The organism is Rhizobium sp. SYY.PMSO, from assembly GCF_046840415.1.
In the GTDB taxonomy this organism is placed as follows: Bacteria; Pseudomonadota; Alphaproteobacteria; order Rhizobiales; family Rhizobiaceae; genus Rhizobium.
The window spans coordinates 1210763-1227382 of the sequence record NZ_CP177351.1 but is presented as its reverse complement, the minus strand read 5'-3'; the positions used below and the strand labels follow the sequence as shown (position 1 = coordinate 1227382).

Here is a 16620-nt window from a genome sequence, read left to right as displayed (position 1 = left end):
CGGCATCCTCACTCGCTGATCAATCGGATCTTGGTCAGCTGGATATAGACAGCCGCCACCAGCGAAATCATCAGGAACACCAGCATCGCCACGGCCGAGCCGTAACCGACATCCTGGAAGTCGACAAGCTGCTGGCGGGCATAGATCGAGATGGTCGCCGTCTCGCGGCTCTTGGAACTGAGCACGTAGGCAAGATCGAACATGCGCACAGCATCGAGGAGACGGAAGAGTATGGCAACGGCAAGGGTCGGCCAGAGCAAAGGCAGGGTAATATAGAAGAACCGTGCCCAGCCGGGAGCGCCATCGACCTTGGCGGCCTCGTAAAGATCACGGGGGATGATCTGCAGGCCGGCGAGAATCAACAGCACCATGAACGGCGTCGTCTGCCAGACATCGACGGCGATGATCGCAGCCATCGCCGTGCCGGTTCCGGCTGTCCAGGCGATGCCGTGGCTGATGAAGCCAAGCTTGATCAACAGCGCGTTGATGACGCCATACTGGTCATGCAGCATCCATTGCCACATCTGCGCGGAGACCACCGTCGGGATCGCCCAGGGGATCAGCATGACGGCCCGCAATGCGCCACGACCCTTGATCTGGCTGTCGATCAAAAGGGCGATACCGACGCCTGCAAGCGTTTCGAGTATCACGGACGTCGTCGCGAAGAGGGCGGTGTTGCGCACGGCATGCCACCAGTCGCCATCCTTCATCAATGCCAGATAATTGCCAAAGCCGATGAAGCGCGGCAGGTCGCCGGCATCGAGCGAGGCATGCATGAAGGAGAGGTACGCTGTGCGGGCAAGCGGCCATGCGGTGACTGTTGCCAGCACGATCAGCATCGGGGCGAGCAGAAGCCATGGTTCGATACGTTTGGTCCAGCTGGATTGGAGAGCCGTCTGCGCCGTCATGCAGTAACCCTGATCGTTTGCCGGCGATCGCCGGGCGGTTTTGCAAGGGCAGCGCCGACAACACCGGCACTCTCGTTGAGCGCTGCGTGAAGCAGCGGAATCGATCGGCAGCGTTCCGCCCAGATGTTCCCGCGCATGTGCTGTTCCAGTTTCGTGCGATAGCGGCCGGTCGAGCAACCAAGCCCGCCGCCGAGAACCACTGCCTCGGGATCAAGCATATTAACCATCTGCGCCATCAGCCGGCCGGTTACCTCCGCCGCCTCATCGAGGATGCGCATGCTGACGGGATCGTCATCGGCGCTTAGGGATTCCAGCGTGCGAACGCCCTCTTCGGGCGGCAATCCGGTGCGGTGAGCAAACGAAAGCTGCATGCCCTTGCCGGAGGCGAAGTCCTCGGCATTTGCGACCGTCAAGCCGGTGTCATCTTCCCTGGGAAGAGCAAGCGAGGAGCTGGCGAAGTGAATCGCAAAGCCGTTGGCCCCCGACCATGGCTGGCCATCGATCACGAGCGAGTAGCTCATACCCGTGCCGAGCGACACATAGACAAAACTGCGATGCAGCACACCGGCGCCGAAGCGGGCTTCGGCATGGGCGGCGGCGCGCACGTCGCTATCGACCATCGCCGGAACATCAAGCATATCTTCGACCTGGGCGCGGATTGTCTCGATCGAGAAATTCCAGTCGCTGCAGACACGGCCTTCGAGATCGACAAGCTCAGGGACGGCGATGCCGATCGATTTTGGACCTCTGCGCTGGGCGTTCGCCAAGGCGATGATTTCGGCGCCGATCTCGACGACATCGCGGATGATGGCGGCAGGGCCCGCGTTGACGGCGGTTGGCCTGCGTCGAAAGTGGCTCACTGCACCCGTTGCGGTATCCACCAGACCGGCGGCGATCTTGGTGCCGCCGAGATCGATGCCGATGCGGTAGTCTGGGCCTTGGGGAGCTGGAGCACGAAATTCGTCGATATTGCCGCTTGTCATATTTTCCCCGCCGCCGCGATATCGAGCAGGATGCGAACTTGCTTGCAGCGATGAATGATGGTGGCCGGCCATTGCGGATCGAAACTATCGCTTTGCGTCAGGCGGCTGGCGGCATCCCTCTTGTGGGCGCCATGGATGACCATAGCAACGGCTTTCGATAGATTGGAGATGGTGCCGAGACCGACGGAGAGGCCATGATGCGGCACGGCATCGAGCGAGGGGAAATCGGGGAAAGTGCCTAAATTGTCGCGCCGCGTTTCCTCAGCGAGCTTGACGATGCAGCTTGAGCCATCCGCGGGGCTGCCCGGCGGATTGAAGGCAACGTGGCCGTCCGTCGCGCCGGATGCGAGGATGAAGAGGTCGACGCCACCCGCGGCCTCGATGCGCGCATCGTAAGCACCCGGATCCGTGGCATCCGGAAACCAGACATGCTCGCTGGGAACCTGATGCTCGGGCTCGATGGCTGCATTCAGCCGTTGGCGGATATCGTGTTCGGCGAACCGGCGGCAGCTATTGTGGGCATCGGGCGGACAAAGATCGAGACCGTTTTCGCCACCGCCGAGATACTCGTCCATCATGACCAGAACGAGATTGGAAAGGTCGAGATTGCCGGCGGCGGCCTTGCCGGCCATTGCGTCATAGACCGGTTTTGGCGATCGTCCGCTTGGGCAACCCAACAGAAACTGTTTTCCGCTGGTGCGTGCGGCGGCAATCCCGGCTAGAATGTCGGTGGCCAGCACGTCGCCGATCTCGGCTGGGGTGTTCAGAATTTCAGTGGAATGCGCGGGCAAATTATCCTCCAGTCAAATCATATGCGGCAGGCGACGGTGCTACGCGGCCTTTAAAGGCCGAGTGTCCTCAGATAGTCGCGATTGTGCTTGGCGATGGGATACGGCTTTTCCGGCGGGCAGGGATACATGTCCTGCTCGACGACGGCGAAACCATCGTAATTCCGGGCTTCGAGGAATTTGACCACGTCTGCGAAGTCGATGACGCCTTTGTCGAGCTCGCACATGACGCCCATCTGGAAGGCATCCATGAATGGAATGTTCTCGTCCGTGATGCGCTGGCGCAGCGTCCCGTCCATATTCTTGAAATGATAATAGGGAATGCGGTCGGCGTGACGCGTCATGAAGGCAAGCGGGTCGGCGCCGGTATAGATGTGATGGCCGAGGTCGAAGCAGAGCCCGACATGCTCCGGTCTTGTATCGGCCAGAAGCCGGTCGATTTCGGCTTCCGTCTCGATGCAGGTGCCGACATGCGGATGGAAGACGAATTTCATGCCGTATTCCTCGACAACGCGCTTGGCCGTCGCGTTGACAATAGCAATCATTCGCGCCCATGCCTGGTCATCGAGCTGGCGATCGCCAGGTGCGGCATAGGATTCGGATTCGTCCATCAGCACGAACCATTCGGCGCCCGCCGCCTTCAGTAGCGCACAGATCGGCCCGACGCGGGCGGCAAGCGTTTCGGCAGAATCGGCAAGCGACAGCGCATGGACAACGCCGGTGCCGCAGAGCTTGATATCACGGCAGCCGAGCTCGGAAAGCAGCGTTTCCGGATCGGTCGGCAGATAGCCCCAGGGGCCAAGCTCGGTCCAGCCGTAGCCGGCCTTTTGCACCTCGTCGAGGTAGCGCTCCCAACCGACCTGCTTTTCGTCCTTCGGATACCAGACACCCCAGGAGTCCGGCGCGGTCGCCACTTTGATCGTCATTATCTTGTCACCTAGCATTTGGAATGGGCGGTCCGCCGTTTCACGGATGCGGACCGCGATTGTCGGAACGTGTTACCAGCCGCCGCGCGACTTCAGTGCCTCAAGTTTCGATGCGATGTCGTCGATGGCGGTGTCGCTTGCCGAAGGATCTGCAAGAGCGGAATGAAGGCCATTGGAAATTTCGGTCGAGATGCGCGGGTAGTCGCTGCCGGTCACGCTGGTCGGACGGGTGACGACATTCTCGAAGGCGGCCTTGGCCGTCGTCAAGAATGGGATGGCCTTCAGAACATCGGCGTCAGAAAACAGCGACGAGATGCTCGGAATATAGGAGCCGGCCAATGCCCGGCGCTTTTCTTCCTTTTCTCCGGCAAGGTAGGCGACCAGTGCCGCTGCTTCCTTCGGATGGGTCGAATATTTCGACACGCCGAGATAGGCGGCACCGTCGATGCCGACATGCTGGCCGTTCGCGCCCTTCGGCAGCGGCGCCACGCCGACCTTGTCCTTGATGGCGCTGTCGGTGCCGTTGGCGAGCGACCAGGCATAGGCCCAGTTGCGCATAAAGACGGCATCGCCATTCTGGAAGACGCCGCGCGAGCCCTCTTCGTCATAATTGAGGACGCCCTGGGGAGAGATCGTTCCGGCCCAGCCGGCAGCCGTCTTCAACATTTCCTTAGCTTCCGGAGAGTCGATGGTGATCTTGCCGTCGGCATCGATAAAGGTGCCCGCGCCGCTGCTGGCAAACCATTCGGTGGCGTTGCAGACAAGGCCTTCATAAGCGCGGCCCTGCCAGACATAACCCCACATCTTGTCGTTGCCGGCCTTACGCTCGCCATCCTGAACAAGCTTGGCCGTCGTCGTCAGTTCAGTCCAGGTTTCCGGAACCTTGGCGCCGTATTTGTCGAGCAGATCCTTGCGATAGAAGAGCAGGCCGGTGTCCATGTACCACGGCATGGCGACGAATTTGCCGCCGACGGTGCCTGCCGCGACGGCGGAGGGGAAGTATTTGTCGACGCTACCGGCGGGCATGGCATCCTTCAGATCAAGCAGGTGGCTCTTCAGCGGGCCGACCCAGACGCCATCGAGGATCATCACATCGACATCGGTCGATTGTGCCGAAAGCAATTGCTGGTAGAGCGACAGCACATCGTCCCAGTTCGCCGGCATCGTGGTGATCTTCACCTCGTTGCCGCTTTCCTTGGCCCAGGCTTCGGAGCCTTCCTTGCACAATTGCAGTTCAATGCCGGAGGACGAGCAGAAGATGTTGATGGTTTCGGCCTGCGAGATGGCCGGATAGGCGGCCGTGAACCCGAGTGCCGCGATACCGAATGCGAATGCCTTGCTGATGGTCATGACATACTCCCCTTTTATTAAATCCAGATTATGGATCATAATACCGAGAAGCTTGCGACTGTAAATGGAATATTCCGGCGTTTTCGCAAAAAATATCGAATATTTATTCTATTTTGTGCTTGAGCTGCCGTTTCGCTTTCGCTAATTAAATGCATTGTTCGAATTTAATTAGCGTTTTTAAAGCGCAACATAGGAGTTGGATATGCGATTGAAGGTTGGTCTGGTTGGGCTTGGGGAAGTGGCGCAACTGATGCACATTCCGACGCTTCACAAGTTGCAGGATCGGTTCGAACTGGCCGCCGTCCACGACGTCTCGCCCTCTGTGCTTACGCAGGTGGCCGACCATTGGAAGATCGAGAAACGCTACGACACGGCGGCGGCGCTATTTGCCGATCCCGAGATCGATGCCGTGCTGATTCTCAGCCCCGACCAGCACCACGGCGAGCAGGCAAGGGCGGCGATCGCCGCCGGCAAGCATGTGTTCATCGAAAAGCCGGCCTGCCTGACGGCTGCAGACCTGGAGACGCTCGTGGCCGCCGAAGCCGCCTCCGATCGTGTCGTCATGGTCGGCTACATGCGCCGCTTCGCGCCGGCCTTCGTGGCCGCCAAGCAGGAACTGGAAGACTTCGGACCGATCTCCTATGTCCGCGTCCGCGACGTGATCTGCGAAGGACCATGGTTCTTCAACCAGACCGACAAGGTCGTCACGCCGAACGGCGATATTCCGGCGGAGCTGATCGACGAGAGCCGGGCGCTTCGCAAGGCGATGATGGATGCCATGTGCGGCGCGGATGCGCCGGCGATCGTCAGGCGAGGCTATGAAGTCATGACAGGACTGTGCTCGCATTCGCTGTCTGCCATGCGCGACCTCCTGGGCAGTTCGCCGAAGCGGGTGATCGGTGCGCAACTGTCGCAGAATGGCGAGCAGCTCACGGCCATGTTCGACTATGGCAGCTTCACCGCCATCTACGAATGCCTCATCGACGATATCGCGCGCTTCGATGCCGGCATCGAGGTCTTCTCGAAGAACAAGCGTCTGCATTTCCGCTATAACACGCCGTATCTGCGCAATCTGCCGATGACGCTGGAGGTGCAGGAAAGCACCGTCGATAGCAATCTGGTGCGCACCCTCGGTCCCTTCCACACGGACGCGTTCCAAATCGAACTTGAAGCCTTCCACTCCTCGATCGTTGACGGTGCGCCGAACCGCACGCCGCCGTCCGACTCGAAAGAGGATATCGAGCTATTCTCAAAAATCCTCGCAGTCGCCAAGTCGACGCTGGCGGCCTGACCGGAGTTTACTTGCTACGAGCCTCTTGGCGCAGGAACGGGTGACGCCGGCGGCAGTGTTGTCGCCGGCCTGGAAAAGTTGCGAGATAGTGCATGTCTCCATCGGCGGCGGGAAGGATCACGTTTCAGTGGCAGATCAGGTTAGCTCTGAGGCAAATTTGATATCTTATGCTGCGGAGTGCCGGAATTTTCGATGCCGAGGAGCTGCCGGAGCGCCGTGGTCGGGCCGACGAGATCCGCTAGAGTGTAACCATCCAGAACATCGAGAAATGCCGAGGCTGCGGTTGCAAGCGCGCGCTTGAGGATGCAGGCCGGCAGGACCGCGCAGCTGTTGCCGCCTTCAGCTTCCATACACGGAACCAGCGCAAAATCGGGCTCGCAAGCTCTGACAATATCGCCAACCCTGATGGATGACGGGTCTTGGGCGAGACGCATTCCGCCCTGACGTCCCCTGACGGTCTCCACCAGGCCCTTCTTGCCGAGCTCGTGTGTAATCTTCATGAGGTGCGCTTTGGAGATGCCGTAAGCGGCAGCGACGTCGTCAATCGTCGACAAGCTGCCGCTCTTGCGGAGACCGAGATACATCATCAGCCGCAACGCATAGTCGGAATAAACTGTCAGCCGCATGAATTCTCTCCCGATTCCATCGCAGCATAATAGCAATCGAGCGGCGGAGCGAATGTCCCGCCGCCGATGCTTTTCTCATGCCGCCAGATCGTCGGCTGGGCCGAAGAACTCATAGTGAATTCTGTCTTTCGGGATGCCGGCCCTGTCCAGCCCATTGACGAACGTGGCGAGGAACGGCTTTGGCCCACATAGATAAATGTCAGCTTCCTTCAGCGGCGTGTTCTCGGCGAGCCATTCAAGGGTGACAAAGCCTTCCTGATCGTAGTGAACGCCCTTCCGGTCGTCGGAGTGCGGCGCGCGATAGAAGATCGTCGATCTCATCCCGTCGCGCCCGAAGGTGAGCTTGCGAACATGCTCGCCCATCGCATGAACCTTGCCGTCCTCAGCGCCATGGACGTAATAGACATTCGCAATGTTCTCTTTTGCCGCGATGGCCTCCAGCATGCTGACCATCGGCGTCAGACCGACGCCGCCGCTCAGCAGGACGACCGGTCGCGCAGTGTTCTCCTTGAGGAAGAAGTCGCCGGCCGGCGGTGCAGCCTCGAGCACATCGCCCACGACCAGCTTGTCATGCAGATAATTCGAAATCACGCCCGAAGGTTCGCGTTTGACGGAAATTCTGTATGTCTCGCCATTCGGAGCGGAGGAGATGCTGTAGTTGCGGCGGTATTCTCCCTTTCCGGGCACGGCGATCCGGAACGTCAGATACTGGCCGGGAAGATGGCGGATGACCGACCGGCCATCTTCCGGCTTCAGGACGAAGGAGGTGATGATGTCGCTCTCGCGGCGCTTGTCGGCAATGCGGAAGCGGCGCCAGCCGCTCCATCCGCCTTCGGCAGAGCTCAGCTCCTCGTAGACCTGCTTTTCCCGGCCGATCAGGATATCCGCCAGGAACCAGTAGGCCTCGCCCCAGGCTGCGAGCACTTCGGGAGTTGCGGCGTCGCCCAGCACCTGCTTGATGGCGGCGAGCAGGGCGTTGGCGACATGCGGATAATGATGCTCCTGGATCTGAAGGCCGACATGCTTTTGTGCGATGCGCTCGACAGCAGACCCGAGGACGGCAAGGTTATCGATATTCTGCGCATAGGCGAGGATCGCCTGCGCCAACGCCTTCGTCTGCCCGCCGCCCTTGCCCTGGTGAGACTGGTTGAAAAGGTTGCGAACCTGCTCGTCCTTGAAAAGCAGCACGTACATGGCGGCGGTGATCTCCGTGCCATGGGCCGCAAGCGCGGGTACGGTGGCCTGCACGATTGCCTTGGTTGCCGCGCTCAGTTCTCTAGCCATTTCGGATCTCCATGATTTTTGATGGTGGCGGCATCGATGTATGATTTAAAACATATATCCACAATATATCTTTTGGCTTTGAGGGCATCCTGTGCGCTTCTGTCACAGCCAGGCGTTTCCACCGGCGTCGGGCGGCGCGAAGGCTTCGGCGTTTGGCTGCGACATCTGATTTCACGGGGCTCTTCCAGGCAATTTCTTGCAGGCAGGCGATCGGTTCGGCCTATCGAAGTCTCATCGCGGCATCGATTCTCTCAATCGCCATGCTCCCGGTGTGCCTGCGCTATCGCAAATCCTCCGGCGACGCTTGCAGCGTCATCGACGCAGCGATGATCGGGGGCAAGGGGTGTGCGAACGAAAAACGGCCCGGTGCATGCACCGGGCCGTTGCCTCTTTGCTTGAACTTTCGCAAATCGCGATGACGGTTCAATCGCGATGTTCAGGCATCGCTTCGAGTTCATCCTTGGTCCAGCTGGTCACTGCGTGGATCGTGCCGCTCTCGTCACGCATGAAATCCAGGTTGGCTGCAGGGACCAATACCGGCTTTGCGCCGATACCGAGGAAGCCGCCGACATCGATAACGATGTTGCTGGCGTTACCGACACCATGAACATGATCCACTTTTCCAATCTTGTGGTCATCGACGCCGTAGACCGAGGCTCCTTTCAGATTGGCTTGCGTGAGTTCGTCTTCGGTGAGGCGGATGTGATTGCTGTGATCCACGACGTTTTTCCTCCATTTGCGTTGATTGGTTTGGCGCAGCTTCGGGCCTTTCCGTGCTGTTCGCTCCGGGCGCGTTCGATGAACGCGCTTACGAAATCAAACGACGGTTCGAAGAGTTTGTTCCAAACAGCAATTTCCGTCACGGCAATGCTTGCGTCCTTTCAACCGAGACGAGCCGGAGGAAAAACGCAAAGCCATAAACCTCCTGCGAGGTGCGCTGCGGGAGGATCACACGCCGGGTGCCCACAAGCTGGACTCCGAGTCCGGCTACTCGAGCTTAATGCCGATCTGAGTGAATGTCGTTTTTGCTAAGCACGAATGGAGGCATTGTCCAGCTGCTGACGCACAAGCATCAGCGCCGACTGGTTCCATGGTTTCGACAAAGTCGGATATCGTGACCACTCGGAGGGCATCTCGTCCGCAAGGACGGAAGTTGAAAATATAACCGGTATGTTCCTCGATACCGCTTTGGCGGCAACGGGAAAGACCAGGTCCGATCCGACATGCACGTCGAGGATGGCCAGCACGATTTCCTTTGTCGTCAGAAGCTCCTGCGCTTGGGCGATATTTGTCGCGACGAAGATTGGTTCAATCCCCAGTTCGGCCAGTCTGTCCTCGATGTCCAGCGCAACGAGGAACTCGTCTTCGACAAGAAGCACTCCCTTCTCGCTTTCCATTTGGCTCTCTCCGTCCATGATCATCATTCCGGCGATACGTCTGCCTTATGTCAACTAGTAGACCGACAAGAAGTTCCATCGGGTGATAGCGAAATCTCACTGAGGTAGGGGTGAGATCCGGACTTTGCTCAATGAGAAGCATCCGACGCAGGCGATGTTCGACCGACAGGCGGAGCTTTGGACCTGCAACCGCCTTCTAGCCTCCTTGCCGCCCCCGGCGACAGAACGCCTGCGCCCTTTCCTCGAGATGATTTCCGCGGAGAAAGGCGACACCTTGTTCGAACCGGGTGACGACGTATCGCATGCCTATTTCCCTCTCGGGCGAACCGTCATCGCGTTTACGCTCCCGTTGCGGGACGGCAGGGCCATCGAGGCTGCCACAGTCGGCCGTGAAGGCGTGGTGGGAGGCATTATCAGCCTTGGGGTCAAGCCTGCTTTCGCCCGCGCGGTGATCCGCATTCCTGGAGACCTCGCGCGAGTCGGCATCCAGCGCCTTGAAGAGGCCAAGCGCGCCGAACCGCGTTTGCAGGAGAACCTGACCCGCTATGCCGACTGCCTGATCGCTCAGGTTTTGCAGTCCGTCGCCTGCGCCACCGTCCATCCCCTTGAGGCCCGTTGTTCCAGATGGCTTCTCATGATGCAGGACCGGCTGCAGGCGCCGCAACTGCCGATGACCCAGGATGCTCTGGCCGAGATGTTCGGCGTTGCGCGCACCTACGTCACCCGTATGGCAAGGGGATTGCAGCGAAAGGGCGCCATCTCCTATCGTCGGGGCGTTATTCGAATAGAAGATCGTGCGGTATTGGAGGCCTCGGCCTGCGAATGTTACGGGCTTGTCCGCGATCATTTCGAAAGAGTACTGCCGGGTATCTACCCCACGCGGGAACCATAAGGTCGTCCATTCATTTCTCCGACAACATGTCTCGGAGGATCCATGGAACGCTCCAAGCGCCAAGTTCATAACCGGCTTCTATCGACGTTATCGGCTCGTGATCGCGCGCTGATTGATCCGCATGTCGAAACACTCGTCCTTTCGAAGGGGGACGTGCTCTTCGAGCCGGGGGAGGATGTCGCAAATGTCTATTTTCCCGGGGCGGGGACGATTGCGTCCTTCGTGTTAGGGCTTCGGGACGGAACCGTCACCGAGGCGGCGATGATCGGGCAGGAGGGCGCGGTGGGCGGCATCATCAGCCACGGACAAAAACCAGCTTTTGCGCGAGCGGTCGTTCAGATCGGCGGAGGCGTTATCCGCGTTCCCGCCGCAGCTCTTGAGGAGGCCCGGCAACGCTCGGTGACGCTGCGGGATCATTTTGCCCGCTATGCAGATTGTCTCCTGGCGCAGGTCCTGCAATCGGTAGCCTGTAACGCGGTTCACGAATACGACGCCCGGCTGGCCCGGTGGCTTCTGGCCACGCAGGATCGGGTCGGGAATTCGCGATTGGATGTCACCCAGCAGTTCGTCTCGGAAATGCTGGGAGTGCAGCGCAGTTACACCAGCAAAGTCATCCACCAGCTCGAGGGAGCGGGAGCCATAGAGCATGGCCGCGGGTTCATCGTCGTGAAGGATCGAAAGCAGCTCACGCGGCACGCTTGTGAATGCTACGGCTATTTGCGCCGGCACTATGAACATCTTCTCCCCGGCGTTTATCCGACCGATGAGAGGTCCTGAAAGGCTGTCCGCGCCTTGGTCTCATTCCGTCGGAGCCGGGATTGCCGCCGTCATCCCGGCGGGGCAGCGATAGCCTGCAGCGAGATTGCGCAACCAGCTACGGCGGCGCGGCTGCCCTCCTGAAGGCGGGCAGCGGAAATGGCAATGCAGGCGAGATCAACCGCAGAGCGCTCCATACGCCCCAAAGCTTAAAATTCCTTCGCCGGCCAGGTAGACTCGCTCGTCGCCTCAATTGTCCGCATACCCTGTCAGGGCGGGACGCGGCATATCGTCAACCACGCGGTTGCACCTTTTTGTTTAGCGCTCAATTTAACCGTTGACACCGTGAAGGGCTTTGTTTAGCGTTAAAAACATGCGGCGGATGTCTCGGGAGAAGAGGGTTCCAATGCATCAGGGAGGCTATCTTTTAACGAAAAGCACCTTTGATCGTATCCGCCCACGGATCATCAAACGGAGGCGATGATCGCGTGCCAACCCGACAGGCATTTTTGCCTGGCGCGCGGACCGTTTCGCCGGATGCTTGGCCATGTCGATCGATGCCTGCCACCGAGCAGGGAGTTTCCCTGAAGAGTGCCCCAGCAATGGGTCGAACGTGGAGAAACACATAATGGACCTGTCCCGTCCCGAAATTTCGAGAACCTTGCCGGTTGCTCAGCGTCTAGCGCAGCTGCATGCAGCGCTTTTGACGCCCTACGACTCCGACGGAGAAGTGTCGGTTGCTTCTCTCAAGCGGCTCGTCGCACACGTCAAGGGAATGGGTATCGAGGGGTTTTACGTTGGGGGATCGACGGGCGAGGGGCTGTTGCAGTCCGTCGAGGAGCGCTTGGCGATCTTTGAGACCGTTGCGGGCGAAGCTGGTTCCGGCGCGAAGATCGGTCATGTGGGTGCGATCGCGACACGCGATGCGCAAACCCTTGCCAAGGGCTGCGCGGCGCTAGGCTATGACGCGGTTTCCGCCATCCCTCCCATCTACTTCCCGCACCGCAAGGATGCGATCTTCGGATATTACGAAGACATTCTCGATGCCTCCCAAGGCACTCCGCTCATCATTTACAACATTCCGAATATGAGCGGAGTCATCTTCACCCTGGACGACCTTGCACGGCTGTTGAGCCTGCCCGGCGTCATCGGAATCAAGCAAACCAGCATCGACATGTACCAGATGGAGCAGCTGCGCCGGGCATTTCCGGACGCGCTGCTGTTGAACGGCTTCGACGAGATGCTGATGGCCGGGCTGGTCTCCGGGGCCAATGGCGGCGTCGGCAGTACGTACAACCTCATGGGACAGCGATACCTCCAGATGCGGGAAAGCCTGGCGGCAGGGAATATGGCGGCGGCCGCCCGCATTCAGTCGGCATGCAACGAGGTTATCGACGAACTCGTCCGGGTGGGCGTGTTCCCCGGCATGAAGTACCTGCTTTACCGCCTCGGCGTGATTGATACGCCCGTATGCCGCAAACCGCTGCTGACGCTGTCGTCATCGACATGCGGTCGGCTCGAAGAGATCTCCGCCCAGCTGAGTTGACGTCGCCTTGATATTCCGAACCTGGCGGCCGTTGGAATGCCGCCGCCCAATGAATCATGAGGATGAGATATGAAACTTGTACCGATGAAGAAGCTCATGGATGCGGCGTATGAAGGCAGGTACGCAGTTCCCGCATTCAATTGCGCCAGCCTGGAAATGATCCAGTGCGTGCTTCAGACCGCGGCCAAACTGCGTTCGCCCGTGATCCTCGGCATTCACCCGGTTGAGGTTGCCTATTTCGGCAACGCCTCGGTGCCCGTGGCTATTGCGAGGGCGGTCGGCGCGGACCTCGACATCGAGGTTGCCATCCATCTCGATCACGGCGACTCCGAAAAGTCCGTCATGGGCGCCATCCGCGGCGGCTTCTCCAGCGTCATGTATGATGGCTCCCATCTGCCGATCGAGCAGAATGTCGAAAATTCCCGCCGTATCGTCGAAATCGCACATGCTGTCGGCGTCACCGTGGAAGGGGAAATCGGCACGATCGGCAATACCGACGAATTCGGTAGGAAACTTGAAAACGCCCACCTGTCCGATCCGGACTGGGCGGAGCGCCTCGCGAATACCGGAATCGACTGCCTGGCTGTCGCAATCGGCAATGCGCACGGCTTCTATGCCGAGGAGCCGCAGCTGCGTTTCGATCTCGTCGAGGAAATCCGCCAGCGCATCAAGATTCCGATGGTTCTGCACGGCGGCACGGGCATCCCCTATGACCAGGTTCAGCGCGCGATCAAGATGGGTGTCGCCAAGATGAATGTCGGCACCGCCCTTCGCTACGCCTTTGTCAAGGCAGCAAAAGACACTTGCGACGCGGAGCCGACCAAGGACCTGCCCCTCATGACCATTGGAACCGCCGGCATCGCCGCAGGGGCCGAAGTCGTCCGGCAGTACATGGAAATGACCATGTCCGCCGGCCGCCTGCGTTGATTGGAGAATTCGTTGTGAACGTCAGAACCGAAAAATTCGAAGTGGAGCGGCATGTGAAAGGCCATAAGATTCAGGACATAGAAGTCCATCTCGTCTCGACCCAGGCTCCCTCGGGCCTCGCCGACGCGACGCGCAAGGTCGAGACCGTCGGTATGACGGTCGTTCGCGTCAAGACCGATCAGGGCCTTGAGGGCATTGGCGTGACCTACCACGAAGTCGGCGGCGAAGCGATCCGCGCGCTGATCAGGAAGGACATGGCGCCTCGTCTCAAGGGACGCGATCCGTTCGATACCGAAGTCATCTGGCGGGAGTTCTTTGCGATCTTCCGCGGCGTCGGTCGCAAGGGCCTGATGTTCTGCGCGCTCTCGGCGATCGACTTCGCACTCTGGGACCTCAAGGGCAAAATCCTCGACATGCCGCTTCACCGCCTGTTCGGCGGCGGTCGCTCCCGCATCCCGGTCTACGCCAGCGGCGGCTGGGCGACCTACGAGGACGACCAGCTGGTCGAGGAAATGCAGGACATGGTCCGCCAGGGTTACAGGATGGTCAAGTTCAAGATCGGTTACGATAACGGCCGCAACCCGACCAGGGACTTCGAGCGCGTCCGCAAGGTCCGCGAGGCTCTCGGCCCGGATATCGGCCTGATGATCGATGCCAACAATTGCTGGGACGCGGCAACGGCAATCCAGTTTGCAAACCGCGTTCGCGAATACAATCCGATGCTCCTCGAGGAGCCCGTCTTCGCCGACGACATTCCCGGCCTTGCCCGTTTCAAGCGCGGGACGGATATCCCGCTGGGGACTGGCGAGCACGAATACACGAAGTGGGGTGTCCGCGACCTGCTGATGGCCGAGGCGGCCGACATCGTCCAGGTCGACGGTGCGCGTGCCGGCGGTTACACCGAGATGATGAAATGCGCCGCCTTATGCGAGGCCTGGAACGTCAAGTTCGCCCCGCATGCGATGGAGCACATCCATATTCCGATCGCCAGCACGGTGGCCATCGTACCGTTCCTGGAGCGTCTGCGCCTGTTCGAGCCGATCACCCACTCTGTCTACCTGAACGCCCAGGTCCCGACTGATGGCTATCTCGACGTCATCGAAGCTCCGGGTCACGGCCTCCAGCTCAACATGGACTTCATCCGCTCCCATGACGAACGCGATTGAGATCGCGATCGATTTCTGAAGATGTTTCCGCCTGACGTGCGGAGTTGAGGAGAACCGACATGCAAATGATCCTCGGAAATGGCTTGGCCGACGCCAGCAATCGGCAGACCAGCCCGATCATCAATCCGGCCAGCGGCGAGACCGTCGACACCGTGCCGGAAGCAACCGTTGAAGACGTGCAACGCGCGATCGCCGTTGCCGTCGAAGCGCAGAAGGACTGGGCCGCCCGCACCACCCGCGAGCGTACCGATCTGATCCGCAAGGCCGCGGGCATCATCCGCAGCCGCCGTCTGGAGCTCGGCAAGCTCCTGTCGCTGGAATCCGGCAAGCCTTACATGGCTGAAGCCGTCTGGGAATTCGACTCCGTAGCCTTCATCCTAGAAGCCAGCTGCGAAGTGGCCAGGCATCATTACGGTGCGGTCATGCCGTCTTCCACGGAATCCGGCTACGACGAAGACCTGCAGTTCACGCTGCACATCCCGCGCGGCGTCATCGCGGCCATCGTTCCGTTCAACTTCCCGCCGGCGATCTGGTCGTTCAAGGTCGGGGGAGCGCTCGCCGCTGGTAACGTGATCATCGTCAAGGCACCGCACCAGAACCCGCTTGCTGTCATCGAATGCCACAAGATCCTCATAGAAGCGGGCATCCCGGCTGCCGTCGCGCAGTGCTTGACGGGTGACGGCCCTCGTGTCGGCGGTACGCTGGTCGGCGACCCGCGCATTGACATGATCAACTTTACGGGCAGTACCCACACCGGCAAGCTGATCGCCAAGGCGGCGGCCGAGCATCTGACGCCATACTATTTCGAGCTCGGCGGCAATGACGGCCTCATCATCTGCGACGACGCGGACATCGATCTCGCTGTCAGCGAAGCTGGCGACAAGTCGAGAAACTCTGGCCAGGCGTGCAGTGCCGCCAAGCGCTTCATCGTCCATAACTCCGTCAAGAAGCGCTTCATGGAGCGCCTGATTGACGAGAAGCTGTCCAAGCTCGTTCTCGGCGATCCCATGGACCCGGCAACGACGATGGGCCCCGTCATCGACAAGCGTGCGGCCGACAACATCGAGAAGCAGGTCAAGCTGACGGCCGATCAGGGGGGACGGGTCGTCTTCGGTGGCAAGCGCCGTAACTCCTATGCATTCTACGAGCCGACCGTTATCGCCGACGTTACGCCGGAAATGGACATCGCCAGGGATATGGAGGTCTTTGGTCCGGTTTGGCCGATCATTGGCTTCGATACGCTCGACGAGGCCATCAGAATTCACAACAACACGAGCTATGGTCTCGGTGGCGGTATCATCACTCCGGATACCCGCAAGGCTCTTCAGGCGGCTAGCAAGATGGTGACGGGCCACGTCGCGATCAACGCTTCCGGTGGTTTCCGCGCAGCGGAGTTGCCATTCGGCGGCGGCAAGAAAGGCAGCGGCAATAGCCGCGAGAGCATGTCCGAAGTGATGCGCGAAGTCACGCACCAGAAATCGATCATCCTGCGGAATGTCTTCAAGCAGGATTGATGCTCATGACATGGCAATCGCGACCCTGTGATTGCGATGTCCATCGAGGCCTGCCCGTTTCTCCTACGGGCAGGCCCTGTCCGTCTCCGGTTCGAATCCTGAAATTACGCGGACTGTCGATTGAGCAGGGCCGGATGCTTCAGACCAATGCGGGTACGCTTTATATCGAGCGGCGGGCCTTTTCCTGTCCCTGTGTCCGGAGTTGCGCAAAAACAAGAGGATAGGGCTTCTTCGCAATTCGAGAAGGAGCGGTAGGTTCCAACGCG

16 protein-coding genes are annotated in these 16620 nt (G+C 59.8%); 7 read left to right on the top strand and 9 right to left on the bottom strand.

Features of this window, described 5'->3' with window-relative positions:
* Window positions 1-8: 8 nt before the first annotated feature.
* From ACJJVH_RS32340 to ACJJVH_RS32320, 5 genes are all read right to left on the bottom strand, one after another.
* The gene (locus ACJJVH_RS32340; RefSeq protein WP_113423425.1) at window positions 9-908 is read right to left on the bottom strand and encodes a carbohydrate ABC transporter permease; all 900 of its coding nucleotides are present in this window, start codon (window positions 906-908) and stop codon (window positions 9-11) included.
* Window positions 905-1891 (bottom strand): ROK family protein, encoded by a 987-nt coding sequence (locus tag ACJJVH_RS32335; protein WP_113423424.1) that lies wholly within the window; start codon window positions 1889-1891, stop codon window positions 905-907. Before ACJJVH_RS32335 ends, ACJJVH_RS32340 begins: the two co-directional genes overlap by 4 nt.
* Entirely contained in the window at window positions 1888-2682 is a 795-nt protein-coding gene (locus tag ACJJVH_RS32330; RefSeq protein WP_113423423.1) for a 6-phosphogluconolactonase, read from the bottom strand. Before ACJJVH_RS32330 ends, ACJJVH_RS32335 begins: the two co-directional genes overlap by 4 nt.
* Window positions 2683-2732: 50 nt before the next feature.
* The gene (locus ACJJVH_RS32325; protein ID WP_113423422.1) at window positions 2733-3605 is read right to left on the bottom strand and encodes a sugar phosphate isomerase/epimerase family protein; all 873 of its coding nucleotides are present in this window, start codon (window positions 3603-3605) and stop codon (window positions 2733-2735) included.
* Window positions 3606-3677: 72 nt separating this feature from the next.
* A complete protein-coding gene (locus ACJJVH_RS32320; RefSeq protein WP_113423421.1) occupies window positions 3678-4955 on the bottom strand; it encodes an ABC transporter substrate-binding protein in 1278 nt (425 codons plus the stop codon).
* A 202-nt stretch (window positions 4956-5157) separates the two neighbouring features.
* Here ACJJVH_RS32320 and ACJJVH_RS32315 point away from each other — a divergent pair, with 202 nt between their 5' ends.
* Window positions 5158-6246, top strand: coding sequence for a Gfo/Idh/MocA family protein (locus ACJJVH_RS32315; RefSeq protein WP_113423420.1), 1089 nt, complete (start codon window positions 5158-5160; stop codon window positions 6244-6246).
* Window positions 6247-6386: 140 nt separating this feature from the next.
* Here ACJJVH_RS32315 and ACJJVH_RS32310 read toward each other — a convergent pair whose 3' ends face one another.
* The 4 genes from ACJJVH_RS32310 to ACJJVH_RS32295 all read right to left on the bottom strand — a co-directional run bounded on the left by ACJJVH_RS32310 (window position 6387) and on the right by ACJJVH_RS32295 (window position 9553).
* Window positions 6387-6872: an RrF2 family transcriptional regulator gene (locus tag ACJJVH_RS32310; RefSeq protein ID WP_113423419.1), complete on the bottom strand. Its 486-nt coding sequence runs from the start codon at window positions 6870-6872 to the stop codon at window positions 6387-6389.
* Window positions 6873-6947: 75 nt separating this feature from the next.
* Window positions 6948-8156: an NO-inducible flavohemoprotein gene (hmpA, locus tag ACJJVH_RS32305; RefSeq protein ID WP_113423418.1), complete on the bottom strand. Its 1209-nt coding sequence runs from the start codon at window positions 8154-8156 to the stop codon at window positions 6948-6950.
* 423 nt (window positions 8157-8579) lie between these two features.
* Window positions 8580-8876, bottom strand: a complete 297-nt coding sequence (locus tag ACJJVH_RS32300) for a PRC-barrel domain-containing protein (RefSeq protein ID WP_112794814.1) — start codon at window positions 8874-8876, stop codon at window positions 8580-8582.
* Window positions 8877-9184: 308 nt separating this feature from the next.
* Complete coding sequence (locus ACJJVH_RS32295) at window positions 9185-9553, bottom strand: response regulator (RefSeq protein ID WP_113359997.1); 369 nt, start codon at window positions 9551-9553, stop codon at window positions 9185-9187.
* Between the two features lie 124 nt (window positions 9554-9677).
* Here ACJJVH_RS32295 and ACJJVH_RS32290 point away from each other — a divergent pair, with 124 nt between their 5' ends.
* From ACJJVH_RS32290 to ACJJVH_RS32265, 6 genes are all read left to right on the top strand, one after another.
* Window positions 9678-10445 (top strand): Crp/Fnr family transcriptional regulator, encoded by a 768-nt coding sequence (locus ACJJVH_RS32290; protein ID WP_112794816.1) that lies wholly within the window; start codon window positions 9678-9680, stop codon window positions 10443-10445.
* 42 nt (window positions 10446-10487) lie between these two features.
* Window positions 10488-11222, top strand: coding sequence for a Crp/Fnr family transcriptional regulator (locus tag ACJJVH_RS32285; protein WP_113384585.1), 735 nt, complete (start codon window positions 10488-10490; stop codon window positions 11220-11222).
* 526 nt (window positions 11223-11748) lie between these two features.
* Window positions 11749-12747 carry an N-acetylneuraminate lyase gene (locus ACJJVH_RS32280; RefSeq protein WP_412066493.1) on the top strand — a complete coding sequence of 333 codons (999 nt, stop codon included), beginning with the start codon at window positions 11749-11751 and terminating at the stop codon, window positions 12745-12747.
* A 69-nt stretch (window positions 12748-12816) separates the two neighbouring features.
* On the top strand, window positions 12817-13674 hold the full coding sequence (locus tag ACJJVH_RS32275; protein ID WP_113384583.1) for a class II fructose-bisphosphate aldolase: 858 nt from the start codon (window positions 12817-12819) through the stop codon (window positions 13672-13674).
* A 14-nt stretch (window positions 13675-13688) separates the two neighbouring features.
* Window positions 13689-14840, top strand: a complete 1152-nt coding sequence (locus ACJJVH_RS32270) for a mandelate racemase/muconate lactonizing enzyme family protein (RefSeq protein ID WP_412066492.1) — start codon at window positions 13689-13691, stop codon at window positions 14838-14840.
* A gap of 59 nt (window positions 14841-14899) precedes the next feature.
* A complete protein-coding gene (locus tag ACJJVH_RS32265; RefSeq protein ID WP_412066491.1) occupies window positions 14900-16354 on the top strand; it encodes an aldehyde dehydrogenase family protein in 1455 nt (484 codons plus the stop codon).
* Window positions 16355-16620: the final 266 nt, after the last annotated feature.

Coding starts and splice junctions, on each gene's coding strand:
- ACJJVH_RS32340 (WP_113423425.1), bottom strand. CDS start 908: ATGACGGCGCAGACGGCTCTCCAATCCAGCTGGACCAAACGTATCGAA.
- ACJJVH_RS32335 (WP_113423424.1), bottom strand. CDS start 1,891: ATGACAAGCGGCAATATCGACGAATTTCGTGCTCCAGCTCCCCAAGGC.
- ACJJVH_RS32325 (WP_113423422.1), bottom strand. CDS start 3,605: ATGACGATCAAAGTGGCGACCGCGCCGGACTCCTGGGGTGTCTGGTAT.
- ACJJVH_RS32320 (WP_113423421.1), bottom strand. CDS start 4,955: ATGACCATCAGCAAGGCATTCGCATTCGGTATCGCGGCACTCGGGTTC.
- ACJJVH_RS32315 (WP_113423420.1), top strand. CDS start 5,158: ATGCGATTGAAGGTTGGTCTGGTTGGGCTTGGGGAAGTGGCGCAACTG.
- ACJJVH_RS32310 (WP_113423419.1), bottom strand. CDS start 6,872: ATGCGGCTGACAGTTTATTCCGACTATGCGTTGCGGCTGATGATGTAT.
- hmpA (WP_113423418.1), bottom strand. CDS start 8,156: ATGGCTAGAGAACTGAGCGCGGCAACCAAGGCAATCGTGCAGGCCACC.
- ACJJVH_RS32295 (WP_113359997.1), bottom strand. CDS start 9,553: ATGGAAAGCGAGAAGGGAGTGCTTCTTGTCGAAGACGAGTTCCTCGTT.
- ACJJVH_RS32285 (WP_113384585.1), top strand. CDS start 10,488: ATGGAACGCTCCAAGCGCCAAGTTCATAACCGGCTTCTATCGACGTTA.
- ACJJVH_RS32280 (WP_412066493.1), top strand. CDS start 11,749: ATGTCGATCGATGCCTGCCACCGAGCAGGGAGTTTCCCTGAAGAGTGC.
- ACJJVH_RS32275 (WP_113384583.1), top strand. CDS start 12,817: ATGAAACTTGTACCGATGAAGAAGCTCATGGATGCGGCGTATGAAGGC.
- ACJJVH_RS32265 (WP_412066491.1), top strand. CDS start 14,900: ATGCAAATGATCCTCGGAAATGGCTTGGCCGACGCCAGCAATCGGCAG.